Below are 17,497 nucleotides of genomic sequence, written 5' to 3'. Positions count from 1 at the left end.
ATATAACAATCCGGTTTACCGCCGTTTTTTCAATATTATTGTTTTCGCGGCCGCGGTTTCTTATCCGATCTTTTCAAGTTTTGAACGGCTATTCAATTATGGTCGGGACATATGAACCCGTTGAAGCGGTGGCCGGTTTTTCGGGATTTTTCCTGAAATTGTGGTCGTCCATGACAGCAAATGGAACAGAAAATTTTGCCATATTATCAGCCACCCGGCTGCTGGCATTATTTACCACCACAATCACAACAATGAAGGCAATTGCCAGTGAGAGAACTGCCCGGATAATGCGCATCAACCACATATCTGTTCTTCTACCTTCTTCGAGGAGCCATATACCGGCTTCCTCTTGCCAGCTCTTTTAATCTTTCAATCCGGCTTTTATTTAAAGCCGGTCAGATAAACCCCTCGACACAGCTTGAAGCCGGTCAGATAAAACCCCCGATCCGGCTTAAAGCCGGTCAGATAAGATTATTGCCTATATCAATAATATAGTGATTTGAGGAACGACTTCTAAGGGGTAAAAATTGCGAATTTTAAAATTGGTGAAGTTATAAGTTTGCCAATCAGAAGAATGTCGTTTTTTCCCGTCTATTGCTTGAACAGGCATGGTTTCACGGGAAACCCGTTTGTTTGAACCGGATTTTCAAAAAACCGTTTTATTTTTTACGGTTTCATTTGCCAGATTGTTACATGCTTGAAACTGTTATCTTCTATTGCTTTTGAAACATGTAGCTTGAAAGATGTTTTTGCTTCCATCCATTCGACCGGTAGATAGGCGCGTGCAGGATCGCCAATGAATATGGCGGTTTTTGATCTGTCAAAGAGTTTTAGCCAGCTTATAACCGTTTCGCTCATTGTTTTGTCATAAAAAACATCACCTGCGAGGATAACATCGAAAGAGTTTTGAAAGTGGCTACCATTTTTGACAAGATTGTTATTGTCGATTTCGATTGATACATGATTGAGGCGGGCATTAAGCCGGATAGCCTCACATGCAAAAGCATCAATATCATTGGCAAGAACCAGAGAAGCTCCCGCTTTTTTCGCAGCAATGCCGACAAGCCCCGAACCGGACGCGAAATCGAGCACTTTTTTCCCCCTTACTGTTTCCGGGTTTTCCAGAATATAGAGTGCCAAAGCTTCGCCGCCTGCCCATGGAAAAGCCCAAAAGGGTGGATCCAAGCCGATTTTTCCTATTTCCGCTTCTGTCATATGCCAGAGGTCGTGGATTTCATCGGCCTGATACAGTTTTATCGCCGGTATATTGAGACAGGGGAGTGGTGAAGTGTTTTCAAGGATAAATGTTTCTTTGTTTATCACAGTGGCAAAACCGATCCGGCCGGGGGCAATTTGACTAAGGGCAATTCGACCAAGGGCAATTCAGCTAAGGAATTGTCAAGGTGCCGGTAAAAGCCCTCCCATTTTACAGACTTCCAACCATTCATCTTCGCGTACCGGCTGCACCGAAAGGCGCATGGATGTCACCAAAGACATATTGGCAAGTTTCGGATTGGCTTTGACAGCTTTCAAAGTAACGGGTTTCGGCATGTCGCAAACAGCGCGAATATCGACACATTCCCAACGCGGATCATCGGTGGTCGAATCGTGGTGGGCGGTTTTACAAACTTCGACAATGCCAACGATTTCCAGCCCTTCATTGGAGTGGTAAAAAAAGCCTTTGTCACCAAGTTTCATGGCACGCATATTGTTGCGTGCCTGATAGTTGCGCACACCGTCCCACTGTTCTCCTTCGGCGCCTTTATTTTTTTGCATGTCCCACGACCATTTGAATGGCTCGGATTTGAATAACCAATAAGCCATTTAAGCTTCCTCGGGATTATTGACACTCCAGCGCCACGGACGGATTTTCATATCACTGAAGAGACCGGCTTTTGCATAAGGGTCGTTTTCGGCAAGACTTTTTGCTTCTTCCGGTGATTTTGCCTCCACAACAACCAAAGTGCCATCGGGTTTTTCATCAGCATCAAGAAACGGACCGGCAAATTTGAGAGTTTTGCCAAGGCTTTTCAAATATTCGAGATGCTTCGGGCGTATTTCAAGACGAATATGCAAATGGTCTTTTTTGTCATTGCAGATAACGGCGTAAAGCATTGTCTAATCCTCCGATTTCAATGGGCGAGTTATAAGTGCGGTAACAGCCTGATCGATGGTGATACGTCTGTCAAGCAGGTTGGCGACAGCATCAATAACCGGTGCAACGATATTTTTTCTTTTGCATAAATCGGCAGCACCGGGTGCGGTAGCAACGCCTTCCGCCAGTTTCAAACCATCTGTCGATTTCCCTTGTCCAAGTGCAAAACCATAAGAAAAATTACGCGACTTCGACGATGAACAGGTGAGGATAAGATCGCCCAATACCGAAAGCCCTGTCATGGTTTCGGCTTTCGCGCCCATAACCTTTCCGATACGGCGCAACTCGGCAAAACCGCGGGTTACAAGAGCGGCTTGTGCACTTGCTCCCAAACCTCGCCCCGCAGCCGCACCGGCAGCAATAGCAAGAACATTTTTCAACGATCCGCCAATTTCTACGCCCATAATATCATCACTCGCATAACAACGGAAAACCGGTCCCGAAAATACATTGGCAATCTCGCGGGAAAGGTTGATATTTTTTGCAGCAATGGTTACCGCCGTCGGTAAACCACGGGCGACATCTTCGGCAAAACTGGGGCCGGAAAGAACAGCTAAACTGTGATCGGGCAAAATATTCTCGACAATGTCGGACATAAAACGTCCGGTTTTTTGTTCTATGCCTTTGGCGCACAGAACAACCGGTGTCTTTTCGGGAATGAAGCGGGCAAAACCGGCCAAGGCAGAGGCAAAAACCTGTGCCGGAATAACCGCAAGGACAAGATCGGCAGAAGAGAGTGCACTTCCTGCATCTGTTGTCGCAGAAATGCCGGAGGGTAAAACCACATCCGGAAGATAATAGGGGTTGATGTGCTGGCTGTTAATTTTTTCGACGGTTTCGGGATTGCGCCCGTAAAGCGAGACATTGTGCCCCAGATTACGAGACAGAACAGCAAGCGCTGTCCCCCATGCGCCACTTCCCATCACGGCGATTTTTTTGGAAGTTTTGGTCACGCTTTGGCTCCCCGTCGTCCGGCACCGATCAATGGCGATGACTGTTCATCAAGTGGCCAGCGCGAACGCGGGGCAATATCGAAGGATGAATAGTCGCCGTGAATAAAATGTTGTAGCCCTGCATAGGCAATCATGGCCGCATTGTCGGTGCAAAGGCCGATTGGTGGTGCGATAAATCTGAACCCGTGCGCGTCGCACAATTGTTGCAAACAATTTCTTATATCTTTGTTCGATGCAACGCCACCGGCAACCACAAGAGAAGCCTCTTTATCAGGATATTCGTTTTTGAAAACGGCAAGTGAACGTTCGACACGGTCGCTTAGTGTATCGGTCACAGCAAGTTCAAAACAGGCTGCAATATCGGCAATATCTTTGTCGCTTAAAGGTGCCATTTCCAGAGCAATTTGTCGTACCGCAGTTTTAAGACCGGAAAATGAAAAATCGAGCCGTTTTTCACCCTTTAACGGTCTTGGCAGTTCTATTCTTTGATTATCGCCCTGAGCGGCCAGTTTTTCGATAATCGGTCCACCGGGATAAGGAAGGCCAAGAAGCTTTGCGGTTTTATCGAAAGCTTCCCCCAATGCATCGTCAATAGTTGTGCCAAGGCGTTGATAATCACCCAATCCTTTGACCAGAATAACCTGTGTGTGACCACCTGAAACAAGAAGCAGAAGATAGGGATAGTCAAGATTATTGGTAAGTTTTGCAGTCAGCGCATGGCCTTCCAGATGATTGACTGCAATAAAGGGCTTGTTTGCAGCAAGAGCCAGTGCTTTTGCCGTCATCAAACCGACAATCAATCCGCCGATAAGTCCGGGGCCACCTGTTGCGGCAATGGCATCAATATCCTGAAGTCCGGTGTTTGCTTCCTCAAGGGCACGTTTGACAAGCCCGTCAAGAATTTCGACATGCGCGCGTGCGGCAATTTCCGGAACAACACCACCATAAGGAATGTGGTCTTCAATCTGGCTCCAAACGATATTGCTCAATATATGTGCTTTGTCACCTTCGTCACGTTCGACAATAGCGGCCGCCGTTTCATCACAACTCGTTTCAATTCCTAAAACACGCATTTTGCGCCTCAAGCACCTTTCCGAAAGCCGTTTCAAAGATATTTTCCATTATGGTTTTGAACGTAATCTTGTCTGTCACCAAGATCGTTAGCAAAGTTGTTATCAGGACAATCAATTGTCAGTTTTAGCTTTTTTGGCTATCATGAAAACAACGATTTTAAAACCGGTTCTATCAAATAACCAGTTCTATCGAATAGAATTTGCCATGTTATAAAGCAAAAAGATAAATCCGGATTTATCTTTCGGCTTTTTTAAGAAATGGAGTTTTCCTTTATGGTCATTCTGGTGACGCGTCCTGAACCCGGTGCAACGCGAACCGCCGAACATTTGCGTCGTTTGAATTTCTTTCCCTATGTTTTGCCTTTATCAAAAACCATCGCGTTACCTGCCACCCGTTGCGAGGTTTCATGTGATGCTGTTATTGCCACAAGTGAATCGGCATTTTTATATGCGAAAAGGGATTTATTGGACCAAATTCGCCAAAAACCTCTCTATCTTGTCGGGGAACAAACGGCAGAAGCGGCCAAAAAAGCAGGTTTCACCAATATTGCGGTTGTTGCACCTGATGCACAAACTCTTGGTCATCGAATAGAAAGAGCCTCGACCGATCATCTTCTTTATCTTGCCGGCCATGTGCGCAGACCCGATCTTGAAGACCATTTGCGGCAGAAATACAAATTTTTAAAGCTGATCGAAATTTATGATACAGTACCGATAAGGCTTGATGAAAAACAAAAACGTAAGATTCCGCAAAAAATCGAGGCCGTTATGCTCTATTCGGCGATGGCAGCTTCTGGTCTTGAACAAATTGGCGGCTATATTAATCAATCAACGGTACTTTTATGTCTTTCGATGCGTATAGCAAATGCTATTCCGAAAACATTTTTGAATGCACCGATTATAGCATATGAACCGAACGAGAAAGCGATGTTAGAAGGCTTGAAGGCAATATTGGCTTAAACTATTTTCAATATTTTCAGGTGATTTAAACCATTCTTTCATCTCACGCCCATATTCTGGCGAGAGATTAAACAAGGAAAGCGAGGAGCAATGGCAGAGCCTCAAAAACCAAAGGCCAAATCCCGGCATTCGGGGAAAACCCGTAAGCCGCCGGTTGTCGATCTTCACGCAGAAAAGGCCATTCACTCGGGAAAGAACGGTATTCCGGAAGCCGAGCCTGTCGCTTTTGATGAAAACAATAAAAATTCGATGGCGGAAGCTTCGGGGAAAAACGGGAAAACTGCTGTAGCGAAATCATCATCGGTCGCAAAAGCCGAAACAAAAACATCTGCCACATATAGTGCGGAAACCTCCGCCAATAGAAAAACCACTCCAGTGACCAACAGAGAAAAAAACGAGGTAAAAATGGCAAGTGACCAGACCTCTCGTGCCGATGAAAAAAACAATGGCGCTTCGACAGCTTCGAGACAACAAAAATCCACCGGTGCAAAAACAGGCGGTTTCAGCCATTTTGCTTCAGGTGTTGCCGGTGGTGTTATTGCCCTCGTTCTTGGAGCGGGGTTGCAATGGAGCGGTTTGTTGCCGGCCTTTTCCCGTCAGGATAATTCCACACAAACCAGATTGGCTGAACTTGAAAACCGGATTTCAAGTCTCAAACAGAATGCGACAGATGGTGCTGCAATTACCGCCGAACTTTCTTCCGAAGACCGCGAAGCACTTGATAAAGTTGTTTCTTCTGTTGGCGAACTCGATAGCAAAACCAACGCAATGGGCGAGCAATTGTCGGGCGTTATCGACAATGTTGAAACATTGAACAATATTGTCAACTCATTGGGAAGTGATAACGCCAATCCTCAGGCCGCCGGAGTTTTGACAAAGAAATTTGATGATATTCAAAACCGGTTGCAATCAGTCTCCGCAATATCGGAAAAATCCGGTGAGGCTTTGGATTTGGCTCATAAAAATGCCGAAGATATAGATCATTTGAAGAATGAGATCGAAGCGGTAAAAAGCGAATTCAAGAACCCTGTTCAGGGGAAGGACATTGCGTCGATAACAGCGGCCAATGCACTTAAAAATGCGATTGATCGCGGTGGTTCCTATGCAGCCGAGCTTGATATGCTCAAAAATCTTGCGCCCGATTTGACTTCGCTCGATAACCTCGAACAATATGCCGATAAGGGTGTTCCCAATCAGGCCGAACTTTCGCAAGAATTTGCCCATGTTGCCGATGAAATTGCCCGAACTGAAAATCAACCTGCAAGTGACGCAGGTTTCGGTCAAAAATTATGGGCAAGTGCAAAAGGTCTGGTTGCTTCCCGTCCGGTCGGAAATGTAGAGGGAGAAAATGCACCGGCAATTGCTGCAAGAATGGAAGTCGCAATTAAAAAAGGCGATAATGAACGTGCTTTGAGCGAGTGGCAGAATTTGCCCCAAAATGCCAAGGATGTTTCATCGGATTTTATAACAAAATTGAAAATGCGGCGTGATGCCGATGCGGTTTTATCGGAGATTTTAAGCAAGCTTATGTCTCCTTCCAAAGCACAAGATTTGAATTAGAGGAGTATTCAGAAAAATGGTTCGCGTACTCTTTTATGTTCTTGTGGTAGCAATTCTTGGTGCCGGATTTGCGTGGATTGCAAACAATCCCGGAGATCTGGTGATGGATTTTGGTTCAAGCCGGGTAACAGTGTCGGTTCTGACAGCCGTGATTGCCTTTGTTCTGCTTGTGGTCATTGTCTTGTTGTTGCTCTGGCTCCTGAAATCTATCTTTTCTGCACCCCATAGGCTTTCGCGTCATTTCGCAGAACAACGGCAGAAAAAAGGTCGTGACGCATTGTCGAACGGGCTGTTGGCAATTCTATCCGGTGATATTGACACTGCAAAACAGATGAACAAACGGGTTGCCCGTTATCTCGATAGCGACAACGAACCTCTGGTAAAACTTCTGGAAGCAAGAACCTTGCTTGCAGAAAACGATGTTCCCAATGCACTTCGCATTTACGAGGAAATGAGCAAGTCTCCGAAAACGAAACTTGCGGGGTTTTACGGGCTTTATCGTGAAGCCATGAGATCGGGCGCTTATGAAGCGGCCGGTCAATATGCAGAAAAAGCAAGTCTCGTTGCTCCTTCGGTTACATGGGCCAATCAGGCAATGCTCGACCGGTTATGCTCGGAAGGGGCATGGGATAAAGCCATTGCGCTGTTTGACCGCGAGGTGAAATCGCTGCCGCGCTCGAAACGGGCAGATAAAAAACTGACGCATAAACGTGTTGTCCTTTTGACCGGTCAGGCAAAGGATATGTTTGAATATTATCCCGACGATGCGCGTAAAACAGCATTGAAAGCCCAAAAGCTCGAACCGTCATTTGTTCCGGCAACATTGGTCGCTGCCGATATACTCTATCGCCAACATGAAATCGGCAAAGCTGACAGGCTCATAGAAAATTTATGGAAAACCTCGCCCCATGGTGATTTGGCAAGCCTTTATCTCGATGGCGAAGAACGTGCTGTCGACCGCTTGAAAAAATCCAGAACACTTTTCCAAAAAAATCCGCAAGCCTATGAATCGTTCTATATTGTTGCTCGATCGGCTTTTGATGCGGGAGAATTGCAGCTTGCGCGCGATCAGGCGGAAAAAGCGTTAAAAATTGCTCCTCGCGAGAGTGCCTATCTGTTGCTTGCCGATATTGAAGAAGCGCAAAGCGGCGATCAGGGGCGGGTACGTCAATGGTTATCTTTGGCGGTGCGCGCCGACCATGATCCGGTTTGGATGGCGGATGGCAAAATCTTTGAAAAATGGCAACCGGTTTCACCGATCAGCGGCAAATTGGATGTTTTCCGGTGGCAAGCCCCTTCACGCAATCCGGGACTGACTTTAAATCCGGATGAAGTTATACCTCCTGCCATTGAACAATCGCCGAAGGAGGCAAAAAAAGCATCCAATACCGGAAAGAGCGGAGCGCTCAAAGCGGAAGCGAAAATCGGATCGGAAAAAATCGGAAACCATGAAGGGGAAGGAACGCAAGCATTCCACACAAAACCGATAATGATTGTCGATGCTGTTGACCCGTCAAAACCGGAGACACCTGTCGATGTTACGCGCATCAATGTCGATGATCCTGGTGTTCATAAGAAATAAGGTTTGAAAAATTACCAAAAATCGGCCAAAAGTTTGAAAACCGGTTGCAGATGGTTTCCTGTTGGGACGATTGAAAAAATATCGGGTTTCAAACCGGATAAAAAATCTAAAACCGGATGAAAAACCTAAAACCGGATGAAAAATCTAAAACGGGATAAAGAATCCGGATAGAGAATAAAGTCGAACGTTTTGTATTTTCTCGTTGAATGGCTGCGTGCCACATCAACCTATTCCGAAAAGGCGAGGGCAGGGATTGATATTAAAGCATCTGACAGATTTTTTACAATCGCTTGCAAATACCAATCACGTGTTTGGCGATGATGATCCACGCGTTGCGGCGGTCGCCCTTGCTTTTCACGTTGTCGATGCGGATGGTCAGGAACAGGGTGTAGAGAAAAAAGTTCTTTATGATATTATTTCCCATGAGTTCGCGCTTGCCGGATCCGAATTGAAGGCATTGATCGAAGCAGGAAAAGCAGCCAATCGTGACAGTCTTGATATATTCCAATTTACCTCGACATTGAAACGCCACCTTACGCGTCAGGAATGTATCAAATTTATAGGATTGCTATGGGAAATTGCATATGCCGATGGTTATATTTATGAATTGGAAGACACACTGATCTGGCGAATTGCCGAAATGATCGGGGTTGACCGCAAGGATCGTCTGGAATTGAAAAAAATGGCGGGGAAAAGAAAACAACTTACCGAAAAACCGGAAGCCCCCATAGAGAATGAATAGGTCGTTTTATTAAAATGTCAGTGGCAGAAGAAAATTTCTACCCGAAAGAAAAAAAGCAAAAAATAGCGGTAGTGTTACATCAGGCCTCTTCAACCACAGGCCGGATCGGGCAAATCTTGCAACGAAACGGGTTTGAACTCAGCATTTATCGTCCGGTGTTAGGGGATTGTCTGCCTGCAACATTGGAAGATTATGCCGGAGCCATTATTTTTGGCGGCCCGATGAGTGCCAATGATAATGAGCCTTTTATCAATCGCGAGATGGACTGGATTTCGGTAGCCCTTAAAGAAAATAAACCGTTTCTCGGTATTTGCCTTGGGGCGCAATTGCTTGCCAGAAATCTTGGCGGGGTGGTCAAACCGCGTAGCGATGGCGAGGTGGAGATCGGGTGGTATCCGATCGAAGCAACCGGAAGGGGCAAAAGTGTTATGGATTGGCCGAAAATGGTTTATCATTTCCATAGCGAAGGCATTTACGATTTGCCGCAGAGTGCCGAACTTCTGGCCAAGGGCAACACTTATCCCACACAAGCCTTCCGCTATGGTGAAAATGCGTGGGGGTTGCAATTCCATTCCGAATTGACACGTGCAATGATGCAGCGTTGGGTGGTGCATGGTGCGGAACGTTTGGAGTTGAAGGGCGCCCAATGTGCAAAATCGCAACTGGAAGGGCGTTTTGTCTATGACCCTGCTTTGCGCCGCTGGATCGAACAGGCACTTGTCAAGATATTCGGCAAGCCGGAAAAAACCATCCAATCCTGACCGGTAATTTCCGAAGCGGCTTTAAAGGTTGTCGATTATTGGATTTCGTCAATCCTGAAGAAGTTTTGCAAGCTTTTCCAGAGACTTGTCGGGAATGCCCATTTTTCTCAAACTTGCCGCAGTATTAACCACGTAATCAACGTTGGAACCGGCAAGCCCGTGACTTTTGCGAATGATGAGTGCCATATTTTCCGGATCAAGCTTTTTTGCATATTGCTCATGTGATTGATCGGCGACAAAGAACAGCCCGTTGACAACGCGACCGTCTTTCAAATAGATCGGCTTCATCTTTTCGATATAGACACTGTTTACCTGTTCACGTTCAATCAGATAATCGTAGGTTTTTTTGGTATCCTCTACCGGAACGTGGAAAGCCAGCCCGTCGCAACACCCACCGCGATCAAGTCCTAAAACAAGGCCGGGATTTTCTACTGTTCCGCGATAATGGTTGGAATAGATACATAAAGAGCGGTGGTAGCCATAAAGGCGGGCAGGCGACATAAAATCATAGGTAAAACCCGGATTCCACATCAAAGAACCATAACCGAATACCCAAAAGTCGTGCATTTGCTGCCGATCCTTATTCCATGCACCATTATAGACATCGATATATGCACTAAAAAAAGCATAAATGTCTATGGAGATATAAGTTGTTATTCTCTATGATCGGCGAACCGGCATTGATGGAAATTGCGAGAAAACCGAAAGATGACCTCCTCCGACTTTGTGTCTCACCGTAAATCACTCAAGCACAGATATTTGAAACGGGGTATTTTTTCCATTGTCCTGATTGTCGTTCTCTATTCGATTCTCTGGTATTTTCTGGCAGCAAAGGTCGAGGAAAAAGTTTCCGGACAATTGGCAAGCTATAATGAAAACGGCTTTGTTGCGATATGTGAAAATATGCATAAAACCGGCTATCCGCTCAGAATCGGCGTTTCCTGCGACACAGTCAATTTGCAGCAATTGGTCAAAGGATTTGCTTTTTCCGGCGGGAAAATAATTACCGGTGCTCCGGTTTATGCACCCCGCTGGCTGGAATTGTCGCTAAATTCCCCAATATCTCTCGAATTTCCGGGCCTTGTTCCACTTTCTGCCAAGTGGAGTGATATGAAAATTGAAACAGATATGAGCCATCATATCCCCGATGCTGTCAGTTTACGGACTGATGACATAGAAATTGGAACCAGAACAGATGCCGACCAGCTACAAGACAGAACGACAGGAAAATTTCTGCGTTTTGATGCTCATGGTTTGAATAGCAATCTTGATGCCAGATTGACATTTGTCGATTTGCAGTTGCCCTTGACTGTTCCGCATGAAAATACGACGGTACCGGAAATGAGTGGTGATATTCAATGGACACTCGATGAAGCTTCATCCCTTTTTACAAGTGACGAAAACCACGATATTCCGATCGAGCGACTACGCGGTCACAAAGGTTTTTTGAAATCGTCGACAGTGCGTTTTGCAACCGGCGGGGCGTTAACTGTTTCGGGACCATTTTCCTTTAACGAGGAAGGTTACCTCAATGCAAAATTCGACATTGCAATAAGTGACCAGAACAAGCTCATGCAAACGGCCCGTTCAACATTTCCTTCACAATTCGACAATCTCAAAACAATCTTTTTCGCTTTAAGCGCTATGCCAAAGAATGATAAGGGCGATCCGGTTCTGCAACTATCAGTGAAAAACGGTGAAGTGCGATTGGCCTTTTTTAAAATTGGACACATTGATCCGATATAATTACCGAAACAATTTTTAATATCCGATTTGAAATAAATTCAATCATTAAAATATATAAATAGCTTTTTGGAGCTATATGAAGTTTTTTATTTTATAAAATAATGATATTGGAATTTTGTATAAAATTTTTATAAATTTATATTTCAAAAAAATGATCTTTATAAAATGGTCATATGTAATTTCAGGAACTTAAAGCGACGATAATTTCCAAATGGCGCTATTATAGATTTCCCGACTATTCCGTTTCCGACTATTCCGTTTCCGCCCATTCCTGTTCCGCCATTTGATTGCTGGAACTTTGCTGCCGATTGTCACCAATTTCTCACTTGTGGCAAAGTGAAACAGGTTTTAAATAAAAGCTTGTTTTATGAAAAAGGCATTGTTGATGAGCAATTCTGGAAAATCTGTTCTTGTTATTTCAAGTCATGTCATTCGCGGTTCGGTCGGCACACGTGTGAGCGTCAATGCTCTCGAACAAATGGGATATGCTGTTTGGGATATGTTGACAGTCAGCATGACATGGCAGCCGCGCCATGGTCCTTCCCACCGGCTGATCGTTCCGGTAGCCGATTTCAAAGCCTGGGCGGATGATATTATCCGCTCGAAATGGGTGGGTGAAATTGCAGCAGTCATGACCGGCTATTTCGGAAGTGCCGAACAGATCGAGATTACCGCCGATCTTATCAAAACGCTCAAACAGAAAAATCCGCATCTTGTCTATTTTTGTGATCCGGTTCTGGGGGACGAAGGCGGGCTTTATGTCGGGGAAGACATCGCCAAAGAAACTGTCGAAAAACTGTTGCCGCTTGCCGATATTCTGAAACCCAACCGGTCGGAACTTGAATGGATTGTGTCGAAAAAACTTGATACCAATCACGAGATTATTGAAGCTGCACGAAAAACGGGTTGCAAGACAACTCTTGTTACTTCTGCATGGCCACTTTTAAAAAACGCCACCGGCAATCTGCTTGTGACCGATAAATCCATCCTGCTTGCCGAACACCCGTTGGTGAAGGATCCGGTTAACGGGCTTGGTGATCTCACAGCGGCACTTTTCCTTGCCCGTATTCTTGATGGTGACAATGAAGAAGATGCTCTCCGTTTTGCCACTGCTTCTGTTTATACCATGCTCATGGAAACAACGAGGAACAATGGTTACGAATTGATGCTTGAAAGCGGGTTGCACCGGCTTGGCACACTCGCCGAGCGCGTTACGTTGCGCTATCTCAAAGATACGGCAGAAGTGGCAAAAAACAAATAAAAGGCGGGAACAGCGAAAGCTGCCCAGTGATTGTTAAGTGAAGTGATTGCCCAGTGATTGCCCAGTGATTGCCAAATGATTGCCAAATGACTGATTGATTGATGATGGATTTCCCTGAAAAGCTTTTAAACGGCTATCATATATTTATGAAAAGCCGTTTTACTCATGAGCGCGAGCGCTATAAACAATTGGCTTATGAAGGGCAAAAGCCCGAGACCATGGTCATAGCCTGCTGCGATTCGCGAGCTGCACCGGAAACTGTTTTTGATACCGATCCGGGTGAAATATTTGTTATGCGTAATGTTGCCAATCTCGTGCCGCCATTTCACCCTGACAAGGAATATCATGCAACTTCGGCGGCACTGGAATTTGCTGTCCAGTCTTTAAAAGTCAAAAACATTGTTGTACTTGGCCACGCGCGTTGTGGCGGCATACGCAATGCACTTGACCTTGATGGAGCACCCCTTTCAACGGTCGATTTTATCGGTAAATGGATGGGGCTATTGACACCGGCTGCCGAAGCGGTTGCAACCAATACATTGATGACATCGGGTGAACGTCAAACCGCACTTGAGCGGATTTCCATCCGCTATTCAATCAATAATCTGCGTACGTTCCCATGGATAAAACGACGGGAAGATCAGGGAAAGCTTGCCCTTCATGGAGCGTGGTTCGATATTGCGACAGGCGAATTATGGATTATGGACAGGCGTACCGGTGATTTTATCAGGGCAGAAGAATAATCTTTGCGGCAGTCCGTTTCAAACCGGTCGCGTTGTCGAACAAAAGTTTTATAGAAAAAGCCCGCCGGATTGGCAGGCTTTCAAGACTTTAACAAATATGACTTTTATCGCCACTTTATAGTTATTGCCGGATAGCGGAATGGAAAAATACCATTTGCCATGAAACGGCAAGGCGCTTCATCAATTGCCGTCTATCTGTTTACCCATAATGGCAATTGACTGCTGGTAAACGCTTGCATCATTCCAACCCTGAATGGCGGCGAAATTGGGTTCTCCCGGTTGATAGCCCTGTCCCGGTTTCCAACCATGGTTACGCAAGAAATTGAATGTCGAAGCAAGTGCGTCGGCTTTCGAGTTAATCATGTCAATGTGACCGTTGCCATCACCATCGGCGCCATAAAGCAGAACATTTTTCGGCAAAAATTGGGTTTGTCCGATTTCGCCATGCATCGCACCGATAGAATTCGGGTCGAAATCTCCGCGGTCAATCAGCTTTAAAGCGGCATAGAGTTGGTCGGTAAAAAATGCGCTGCGCCGACAATCATAAGCCAATGTTGCAACGGCGGACAACGTATGTTGTTTACCCATATAGGAACCGAAGCTCGTTTCCATTCCCCAAATGGCAATCACCGGACCGGATGCAACACCGTATTTTTTCTCAAGCCGGTCAAACAGTGCCGCATTCTGCTTTTTCATCACTCTGCCACGGGCAACAATGGTTGACGAGCCGCGTTTTTTCATGAACTGGTCAAGGCTCAGTTTGAAACTTTTCTGGCCACGGTCTGCATTGATGGTCGCCTGCGCATAATGCACATTGTTCAACGCGGCTATGCCCTGTTTGCCGATTCCGTTTGCGGCTGCTTCCTGTTTGGTTGCCTCTACCCAGTTTTCAAAACCGGCCGAAGTGTTTCCGCATTTCGGAGCCGCGACGGCAACTCCTGTGGTTGCGGCAAATGCCAAGCCGATAAAACCGGCCTTTATCGCTCTTTTACAAAACATTCGAGACATTAGAGCTGTTCCTTCTTAAAACCTGACTTTTGTGTAAGGTAAAATGTACTTTACCGCTTATAACAAGTTGGTTCTGAAACCAAGTGGGATTACACTTTATCAAATACAATATGCTTAAACCTTGACAAGATGCTCCTTTTGCTGTTTTAAGACGCTTTAAATCTGCGACAAGCTTATCAGACTTGGAGCCACCGACCGGGACCCGTAACGGTATAAAGAGATCCCGGAGGTCAACATCCGACAGCGCGATGCGCCCTCGGGTGGGTGTTTTGTTTGGTTCGGGTTTGTTGGCTTATTAAAGAGGTAGACAATGTTTGATTCCTTACAGGAACGTCTGGGCACTATTCTGAACAATCTGACAGGGCGTGGAAGCTTGTCGGAGCAGGATGTTGCAACCGCTCTGCGTGAGGTCCGTCGTGCGCTGATTGAAGCCGATGTTGCACTTGATGTTGTACGCTCCTTTACCGACCGTGTGCGTGAAAAGGCGGTTGGTGCCAATTTGCTCAAATCAATCAAACCGGGGCAAATGGTTGTCAAACTCGTTCATGACGAGTTGGTGGAAATGCTTGGCACGGAAGGCATTTCCATAGACCTCAATGCACCTTCACCGGTTGTTATCATGATGGTCGGCCTGCAAGGTTCAGGTAAAACCACAACTTCGGCAAAAATTGCCAAACGCCTCACTGAAAAACAGAACAAGAAAGTCTTGATGGCTTCTCTTGATACGCGCCGTCCGGCGGCGCAGGAACAATTGCGCCAGCTCGGTGAACAGATTCATGTGCCGACATTGCCGATTATTGCCGGACAGACACCTGTCGAAATAGCTGCCCGTGCTGTTCAGGCTGCCAAACTTGGCGGTCAGGATGTTGTTATTCTCGACACGGCCGGTCGCACCCATATCGACGAGCCGCTTATGGTCGAAATGGCCGACATCAAGGCCAAATCCGCACCACATGAAATCTTGCTTGTTGCCGATAGTTTGACCGGTCAGGATGCTGTCAACCTTGCCCGTTCATTTGACGAGCGTGTGGGCATTACCGGTATCATATTGACACGTATGGATGGAGACGGGCGTGGTGGTGCTGCCCTTTCAATGCGCGCTGTAACCGGCAAGCCGATCAAGGCTATTGCAACCGGCGAAAAAATGGAAGCGCTGGAAGAATTCCATCCGCGCCGCATTGCCGATCGTATTCTGGGCATGGGCGACATTGTTTCGCTCGTTGAAAAAGCTGCCGAAACGATAGATCAGGAAAAAGCCGCTGCACTTGCCAAAAAAATGCAGAAGGGCAAATTCGACCTGAGCGATTTGGCCGAACAGCTCAAGCAAATGAAGAAATTGGGTGGCATGGGCGGCATTCTCGGCATGATGCCGGGCATCGGAAAAATGAAAGACCAGATTGCCGCTGCCGGTCTTGACGACAATCTTTTTAACCGCCAATTGGCCATTATTTCTTCCATGACCAAAGAAGAACGTGCCAATCCCGATCTTTTGAAACATAGCCGCAAGCAACGCATTGCCAAAGGGTCGGGTACCAATGCGGCTGACATCAACAAACTTCTCAAAATGCATCGTCAGATGGCCGACATGATGAAAATGATGGGCGGCAAAGGCAAAGGTGGTCTGATGCAGAAGATGATGGGCGGCATTGGCGCCAAATTGGGATTTGGCGGTTTGGGTGGTGGCCTTCCCGATCTTTCGTCAATGGATCCCAAGCAATTGGAAAAAATTCAGAAACAGACTGAAAGTGCAGGCCTTGGAAACAAACTTCCCGGTCTTGGTGGCGGGACATTACCCGGACTGCCGTCAAGCGGAACGAAATTCCCAGGTCTTCCCGGCCTGCCGAAAAAGCATTGAAAAACGAAGAAACGTTGAAGATTATGAGTGATACAAAAATTCCTGAAGAGCTTGTGCAACTTCGTGAATCAATCGACAATTTTGATGCCGCACTTGTGCATATTCTTGCCGAACGGTTCCGCTGCACCAAAGCTGTCGGAGTATTAAAGGCAAAATATGGCCTTCCGCCCGCCGATCCATCACGCGAAAAACGGCAGGTCGAGCGTTTGCGCAAGCTTGCTGAAGAAAGCCATCTTGATCCCGATTTTGCGGAAAAATTTTTAAATTTCATCGTCAAGGAAGTCATTCGTCACCACGAAGCGACGGCTTTGAAACTGCATTCAAAATAAGGAAACATTTCTGCCGGAACACGAAAAGACCGGCGGCAACCCGATTGGTCAAAAGCCAAAACCGACAATAGGAGATAAAACATGTCGTTGAAAATTCGTCTGTCACGCGCAGGTTCAAAAAAGCGCCCTTACTACCATATCGTTATCGCCGATATCCGCAGCCCGCGTGATGGCCGGTTTATCGAACGTGTCGGTTTCTGGAATCCGATGCTTGCCGACGAGAATGATCGCGTAAAGATAGATAACGAGCGCATCCAATATTGGCTGGGTCACGGTGCTTTGCCGACAGATCGTGTTGCACGTTTTCTTGATGCTGCCGGTCTTTTCAAGCGCAAGCCCCGCAACAATCCGAATAAAGCACAGCCCGGCAAAAAAGCTCAGGAACGTATTGCTGCCGCCAAACAGGCTGAAGAAGAAGCCAAAGCTGCCGCAGCTGCTCCTGCTGAAGCAGCAGCCCAGCCGACAGAATAAACTTTTAAAATTAAAGCTTTTAAGACTTCCGGCAAGTCTTGAAAAAAGTCAAAAAAACGGGCACTTGATGCCCGTTTTTGTTGGAATTTTGCGTGAACCATCAACGGCGCACAGAATTTTTTGCATTCGTTATTTTTATCAAAGGCCCTATATTGATGTTGTGAAGCGTTGCAGCATGAATAATCGCACCGGCAGCGCGGCAATTTATCAATTAGGCAGTTTAAACTTTCTCATTTACGGGCTTTTCACCGATTCCGGCTATGAGCTTTTTTAAACATTCCGGCGTCTATTGATTAAA

At 46.2% G+C, this 17,497-nt stretch carries 20 protein-coding genes; 13 read left to right on the top strand and 7 right to left on the bottom strand.

Annotation, left to right across the window (positions count from 1 at the left end):
* Positions 1–98: 98 nt before the first annotated feature.
* On the top strand, positions 99–365 hold the full coding sequence (locus tag BBC0122_RS12925) for a hypothetical protein (RefSeq protein ID WP_149866707.1): 267 nt from the start codon (positions 99–101) through the stop codon (positions 363–365).
* 301 nt (positions 366–666) lie between these two features.
* Here BBC0122_RS12925 and BBC0122_RS12360 read toward each other — a convergent pair whose 3' ends face one another.
* From BBC0122_RS12360 to tsaD, 5 genes are all read right to left on the bottom strand, one after another.
* Positions 667–1,323, bottom strand: a complete 657-nt coding sequence (locus tag BBC0122_RS12360; RefSeq protein ID WP_225868123.1) for a class I SAM-dependent methyltransferase — start codon at positions 1,321–1,323, stop codon at positions 667–669.
* A gap of 75 nt (positions 1,324–1,398) precedes the next feature.
* On the bottom strand, positions 1,399–1,824 hold the full coding sequence (locus BBC0122_RS12355; RefSeq protein WP_077994211.1) for an EVE domain-containing protein: 426 nt from the start codon (positions 1,822–1,824) through the stop codon (positions 1,399–1,401).
* Positions 1,825–2,115, bottom strand: coding sequence for a YciI-like protein (locus BBC0122_RS12350; RefSeq protein ID WP_077994210.1), 291 nt, complete (start codon positions 2,113–2,115; stop codon positions 1,825–1,827).
* Between the two features lie 3 nt (positions 2,116–2,118).
* Positions 2,119–3,108 carry an NAD(P)H-dependent glycerol-3-phosphate dehydrogenase gene (locus tag BBC0122_RS12345; RefSeq protein WP_077994208.1) on the bottom strand — a complete coding sequence of 330 codons (990 nt, stop codon included), beginning with the start codon at positions 3,106–3,108 and terminating at the stop codon, positions 2,119–2,121.
* Complete coding sequence (tsaD, locus tag BBC0122_RS12340) at positions 3,105–4,181, bottom strand: tRNA (adenosine(37)-N6)-threonylcarbamoyltransferase complex transferase subunit TsaD (protein WP_077994721.1); 1,077 nt, start codon at positions 4,179–4,181, stop codon at positions 3,105–3,107. Before tsaD ends, BBC0122_RS12345 begins: the two co-directional genes overlap by 4 nt.
* A gap of 273 nt (positions 4,182–4,454) precedes the next feature.
* Here tsaD and BBC0122_RS12335 point away from each other — a divergent pair, with 273 nt between their 5' ends.
* From BBC0122_RS12335 to BBC0122_RS12315, 5 genes are all read left to right on the top strand, one after another.
* Positions 4,455–5,141, top strand: a complete 687-nt coding sequence (locus BBC0122_RS12335) for a uroporphyrinogen-III synthase (RefSeq protein ID WP_077994207.1) — start codon at positions 4,455–4,457, stop codon at positions 5,139–5,141.
* 90 nt (positions 5,142–5,231) lie between these two features.
* A complete protein-coding gene (locus BBC0122_RS12330; protein WP_077994205.1) occupies positions 5,232–6,701 on the top strand; it encodes a COG4223 family protein in 1,470 nt (489 codons plus the stop codon).
* A gap of 16 nt (positions 6,702–6,717) precedes the next feature.
* Positions 6,718–8,283 carry a heme biosynthesis protein HemY gene (locus tag BBC0122_RS12325; protein ID WP_077994204.1) on the top strand — a complete coding sequence of 522 codons (1,566 nt, stop codon included), beginning with the start codon at positions 6,718–6,720 and terminating at the stop codon, positions 8,281–8,283.
* A gap of 253 nt (positions 8,284–8,536) precedes the next feature.
* Complete coding sequence (locus tag BBC0122_RS12320; RefSeq protein WP_077994198.1) at positions 8,537–9,025, top strand: tellurite resistance TerB family protein; 489 nt, start codon at positions 8,537–8,539, stop codon at positions 9,023–9,025.
* A 14-nt stretch (positions 9,026–9,039) separates the two neighbouring features.
* Positions 9,040–9,786 (top strand): glutamine amidotransferase, encoded by a 747-nt coding sequence (locus tag BBC0122_RS12315; protein ID WP_077994197.1) that lies wholly within the window; start codon positions 9,040–9,042, stop codon positions 9,784–9,786.
* A gap of 48 nt (positions 9,787–9,834) precedes the next feature.
* On the opposite strand, the gene BBC0122_RS12310 is transcribed toward BBC0122_RS12315, so the two are convergent.
* Positions 9,835–10,353, bottom strand: coding sequence for a gamma-glutamylcyclotransferase (locus tag BBC0122_RS12310; protein WP_077994195.1), 519 nt, complete (start codon positions 10,351–10,353; stop codon positions 9,835–9,837).
* A 141-nt stretch (positions 10,354–10,494) separates the two neighbouring features.
* Here BBC0122_RS12310 and BBC0122_RS12305 point away from each other — a divergent pair, with 141 nt between their 5' ends.
* The 3 genes from BBC0122_RS12305 to BBC0122_RS12295 all read left to right on the top strand — a co-directional run bounded on the left by BBC0122_RS12305 (position 10,495) and on the right by BBC0122_RS12295 (position 13,536).
* Entirely contained in the window at positions 10,495–11,532 is a 1,038-nt protein-coding gene (locus tag BBC0122_RS12305; protein WP_077994191.1) for a DUF2125 domain-containing protein, read from the top strand.
* Between the two features lie 385 nt (positions 11,533–11,917).
* The gene (pdxY, locus tag BBC0122_RS12300; RefSeq protein WP_188318052.1) at positions 11,918–12,793 is read left to right on the top strand and encodes a pyridoxal kinase; all 876 of its coding nucleotides are present in this window, start codon (positions 11,918–11,920) and stop codon (positions 12,791–12,793) included.
* 101 nt (positions 12,794–12,894) lie between these two features.
* Complete coding sequence (locus tag BBC0122_RS12295) at positions 12,895–13,536, top strand: carbonic anhydrase (protein ID WP_077994185.1); 642 nt, start codon at positions 12,895–12,897, stop codon at positions 13,534–13,536.
* Positions 13,537–13,716: 180 nt separating this feature from the next.
* On the opposite strand, the gene BBC0122_RS12290 is transcribed toward BBC0122_RS12295, so the two are convergent.
* On the bottom strand, positions 13,717–14,535 hold the full coding sequence (locus BBC0122_RS12290; protein ID WP_077994184.1) for a lytic murein transglycosylase: 819 nt from the start codon (positions 14,533–14,535) through the stop codon (positions 13,717–13,719).
* A gap of 319 nt (positions 14,536–14,854) precedes the next feature.
* Here BBC0122_RS12290 and ffh point away from each other — a divergent pair, with 319 nt between their 5' ends.
* The 4 genes from ffh (at position 14,855) to BBC0122_RS12920 (ending at position 17,473) form a co-directional block, all read left to right on the top strand.
* The gene (gene ffh / locus BBC0122_RS12285) at positions 14,855–16,399 is read left to right on the top strand and encodes a signal recognition particle protein (protein WP_077994182.1); all 1,545 of its coding nucleotides are present in this window, start codon (positions 14,855–14,857) and stop codon (positions 16,397–16,399) included.
* Between the two features lie 23 nt (positions 16,400–16,422).
* Positions 16,423–16,728, top strand: coding sequence for a chorismate mutase (locus BBC0122_RS12280; protein WP_077994720.1), 306 nt, complete (start codon positions 16,423–16,425; stop codon positions 16,726–16,728).
* Between the two features lie 81 nt (positions 16,729–16,809).
* Entirely contained in the window at positions 16,810–17,199 is a 390-nt protein-coding gene (rpsP, locus tag BBC0122_RS12275; RefSeq protein ID WP_077994181.1) for a 30S ribosomal protein S16, read from the top strand.
* The gene (locus tag BBC0122_RS12920) at positions 17,117–17,473 is read left to right on the top strand and encodes a hypothetical protein (protein ID WP_149866706.1); all 357 of its coding nucleotides are present in this window, start codon (positions 17,117–17,119) and stop codon (positions 17,471–17,473) included. Before rpsP ends, BBC0122_RS12920 begins: the two co-directional genes overlap by 83 nt.
* Positions 17,474–17,497 lie beyond the last annotated feature (24 nt).

This window comes from Ditibartonella choladocola (genome assembly GCF_002007565.1).
GTDB lineage: Bacteria > Pseudomonadota > Alphaproteobacteria > Rhizobiales > Rhizobiaceae > Bartonella > Bartonella choladocola.
This window is presented reverse-complemented; position numbering and strand designations above follow the sequence as displayed.

Bases quoted from the DNA above. Each gene is read 5' to 3' on its own strand.
- BBC0122_RS12925 (WP_149866707.1), top strand. From the start codon at position 99: ATGGTCGGGACATATGAACCCGTTGAAGCGGTGGCCGGTTTTTCGGGA.
- BBC0122_RS12355 (WP_077994211.1), bottom strand. From the start codon at position 1,824: ATGGCTTATTGGTTATTCAAATCCGAGCCATTCAAATGGTCGTGGGAC.
- BBC0122_RS12350 (WP_077994210.1), bottom strand. From the start codon at position 2,115: ATGCTTTACGCCGTTATCTGCAATGACAAAAAAGACCATTTGCATATT.
- tsaD (WP_077994721.1), bottom strand. From the start codon at position 4,181: ATGCGTGTTTTAGGAATTGAAACGAGTTGTGATGAAACGGCGGCCGCT.
- BBC0122_RS12335 (WP_077994207.1), top strand. From the start codon at position 4,455: ATGGTCATTCTGGTGACGCGTCCTGAACCCGGTGCAACGCGAACCGCC.
- BBC0122_RS12330 (WP_077994205.1), top strand. From the start codon at position 5,232: ATGGCAGAGCCTCAAAAACCAAAGGCCAAATCCCGGCATTCGGGGAAA.
- BBC0122_RS12325 (WP_077994204.1), top strand. From the start codon at position 6,718: ATGGTTCGCGTACTCTTTTATGTTCTTGTGGTAGCAATTCTTGGTGCC.
- BBC0122_RS12315 (WP_077994197.1), top strand. From the start codon at position 9,040: ATGTCAGTGGCAGAAGAAAATTTCTACCCGAAAGAAAAAAAGCAAAAA.
- BBC0122_RS12310 (WP_077994195.1), bottom strand. From the start codon at position 10,353: ATGCACGACTTTTGGGTATTCGGTTATGGTTCTTTGATGTGGAATCCG.
- BBC0122_RS12305 (WP_077994191.1), top strand. From the start codon at position 10,495: ATGACCTCCTCCGACTTTGTGTCTCACCGTAAATCACTCAAGCACAGA.
- pdxY (WP_188318052.1), top strand. From the start codon at position 11,918: ATGAGCAATTCTGGAAAATCTGTTCTTGTTATTTCAAGTCATGTCATT.
- BBC0122_RS12295 (WP_077994185.1), top strand. From the start codon at position 12,895: ATGATGGATTTCCCTGAAAAGCTTTTAAACGGCTATCATATATTTATG.
- BBC0122_RS12290 (WP_077994184.1), bottom strand. From the start codon at position 14,535: ATGTTTTGTAAAAGAGCGATAAAGGCCGGTTTTATCGGCTTGGCATTT.
- ffh (WP_077994182.1), top strand. From the start codon at position 14,855: ATGTTTGATTCCTTACAGGAACGTCTGGGCACTATTCTGAACAATCTG.
- BBC0122_RS12280 (WP_077994720.1), top strand. From the start codon at position 16,423: ATGAGTGATACAAAAATTCCTGAAGAGCTTGTGCAACTTCGTGAATCA.
- rpsP (WP_077994181.1), top strand. From the start codon at position 16,810: ATGTCGTTGAAAATTCGTCTGTCACGCGCAGGTTCAAAAAAGCGCCCT.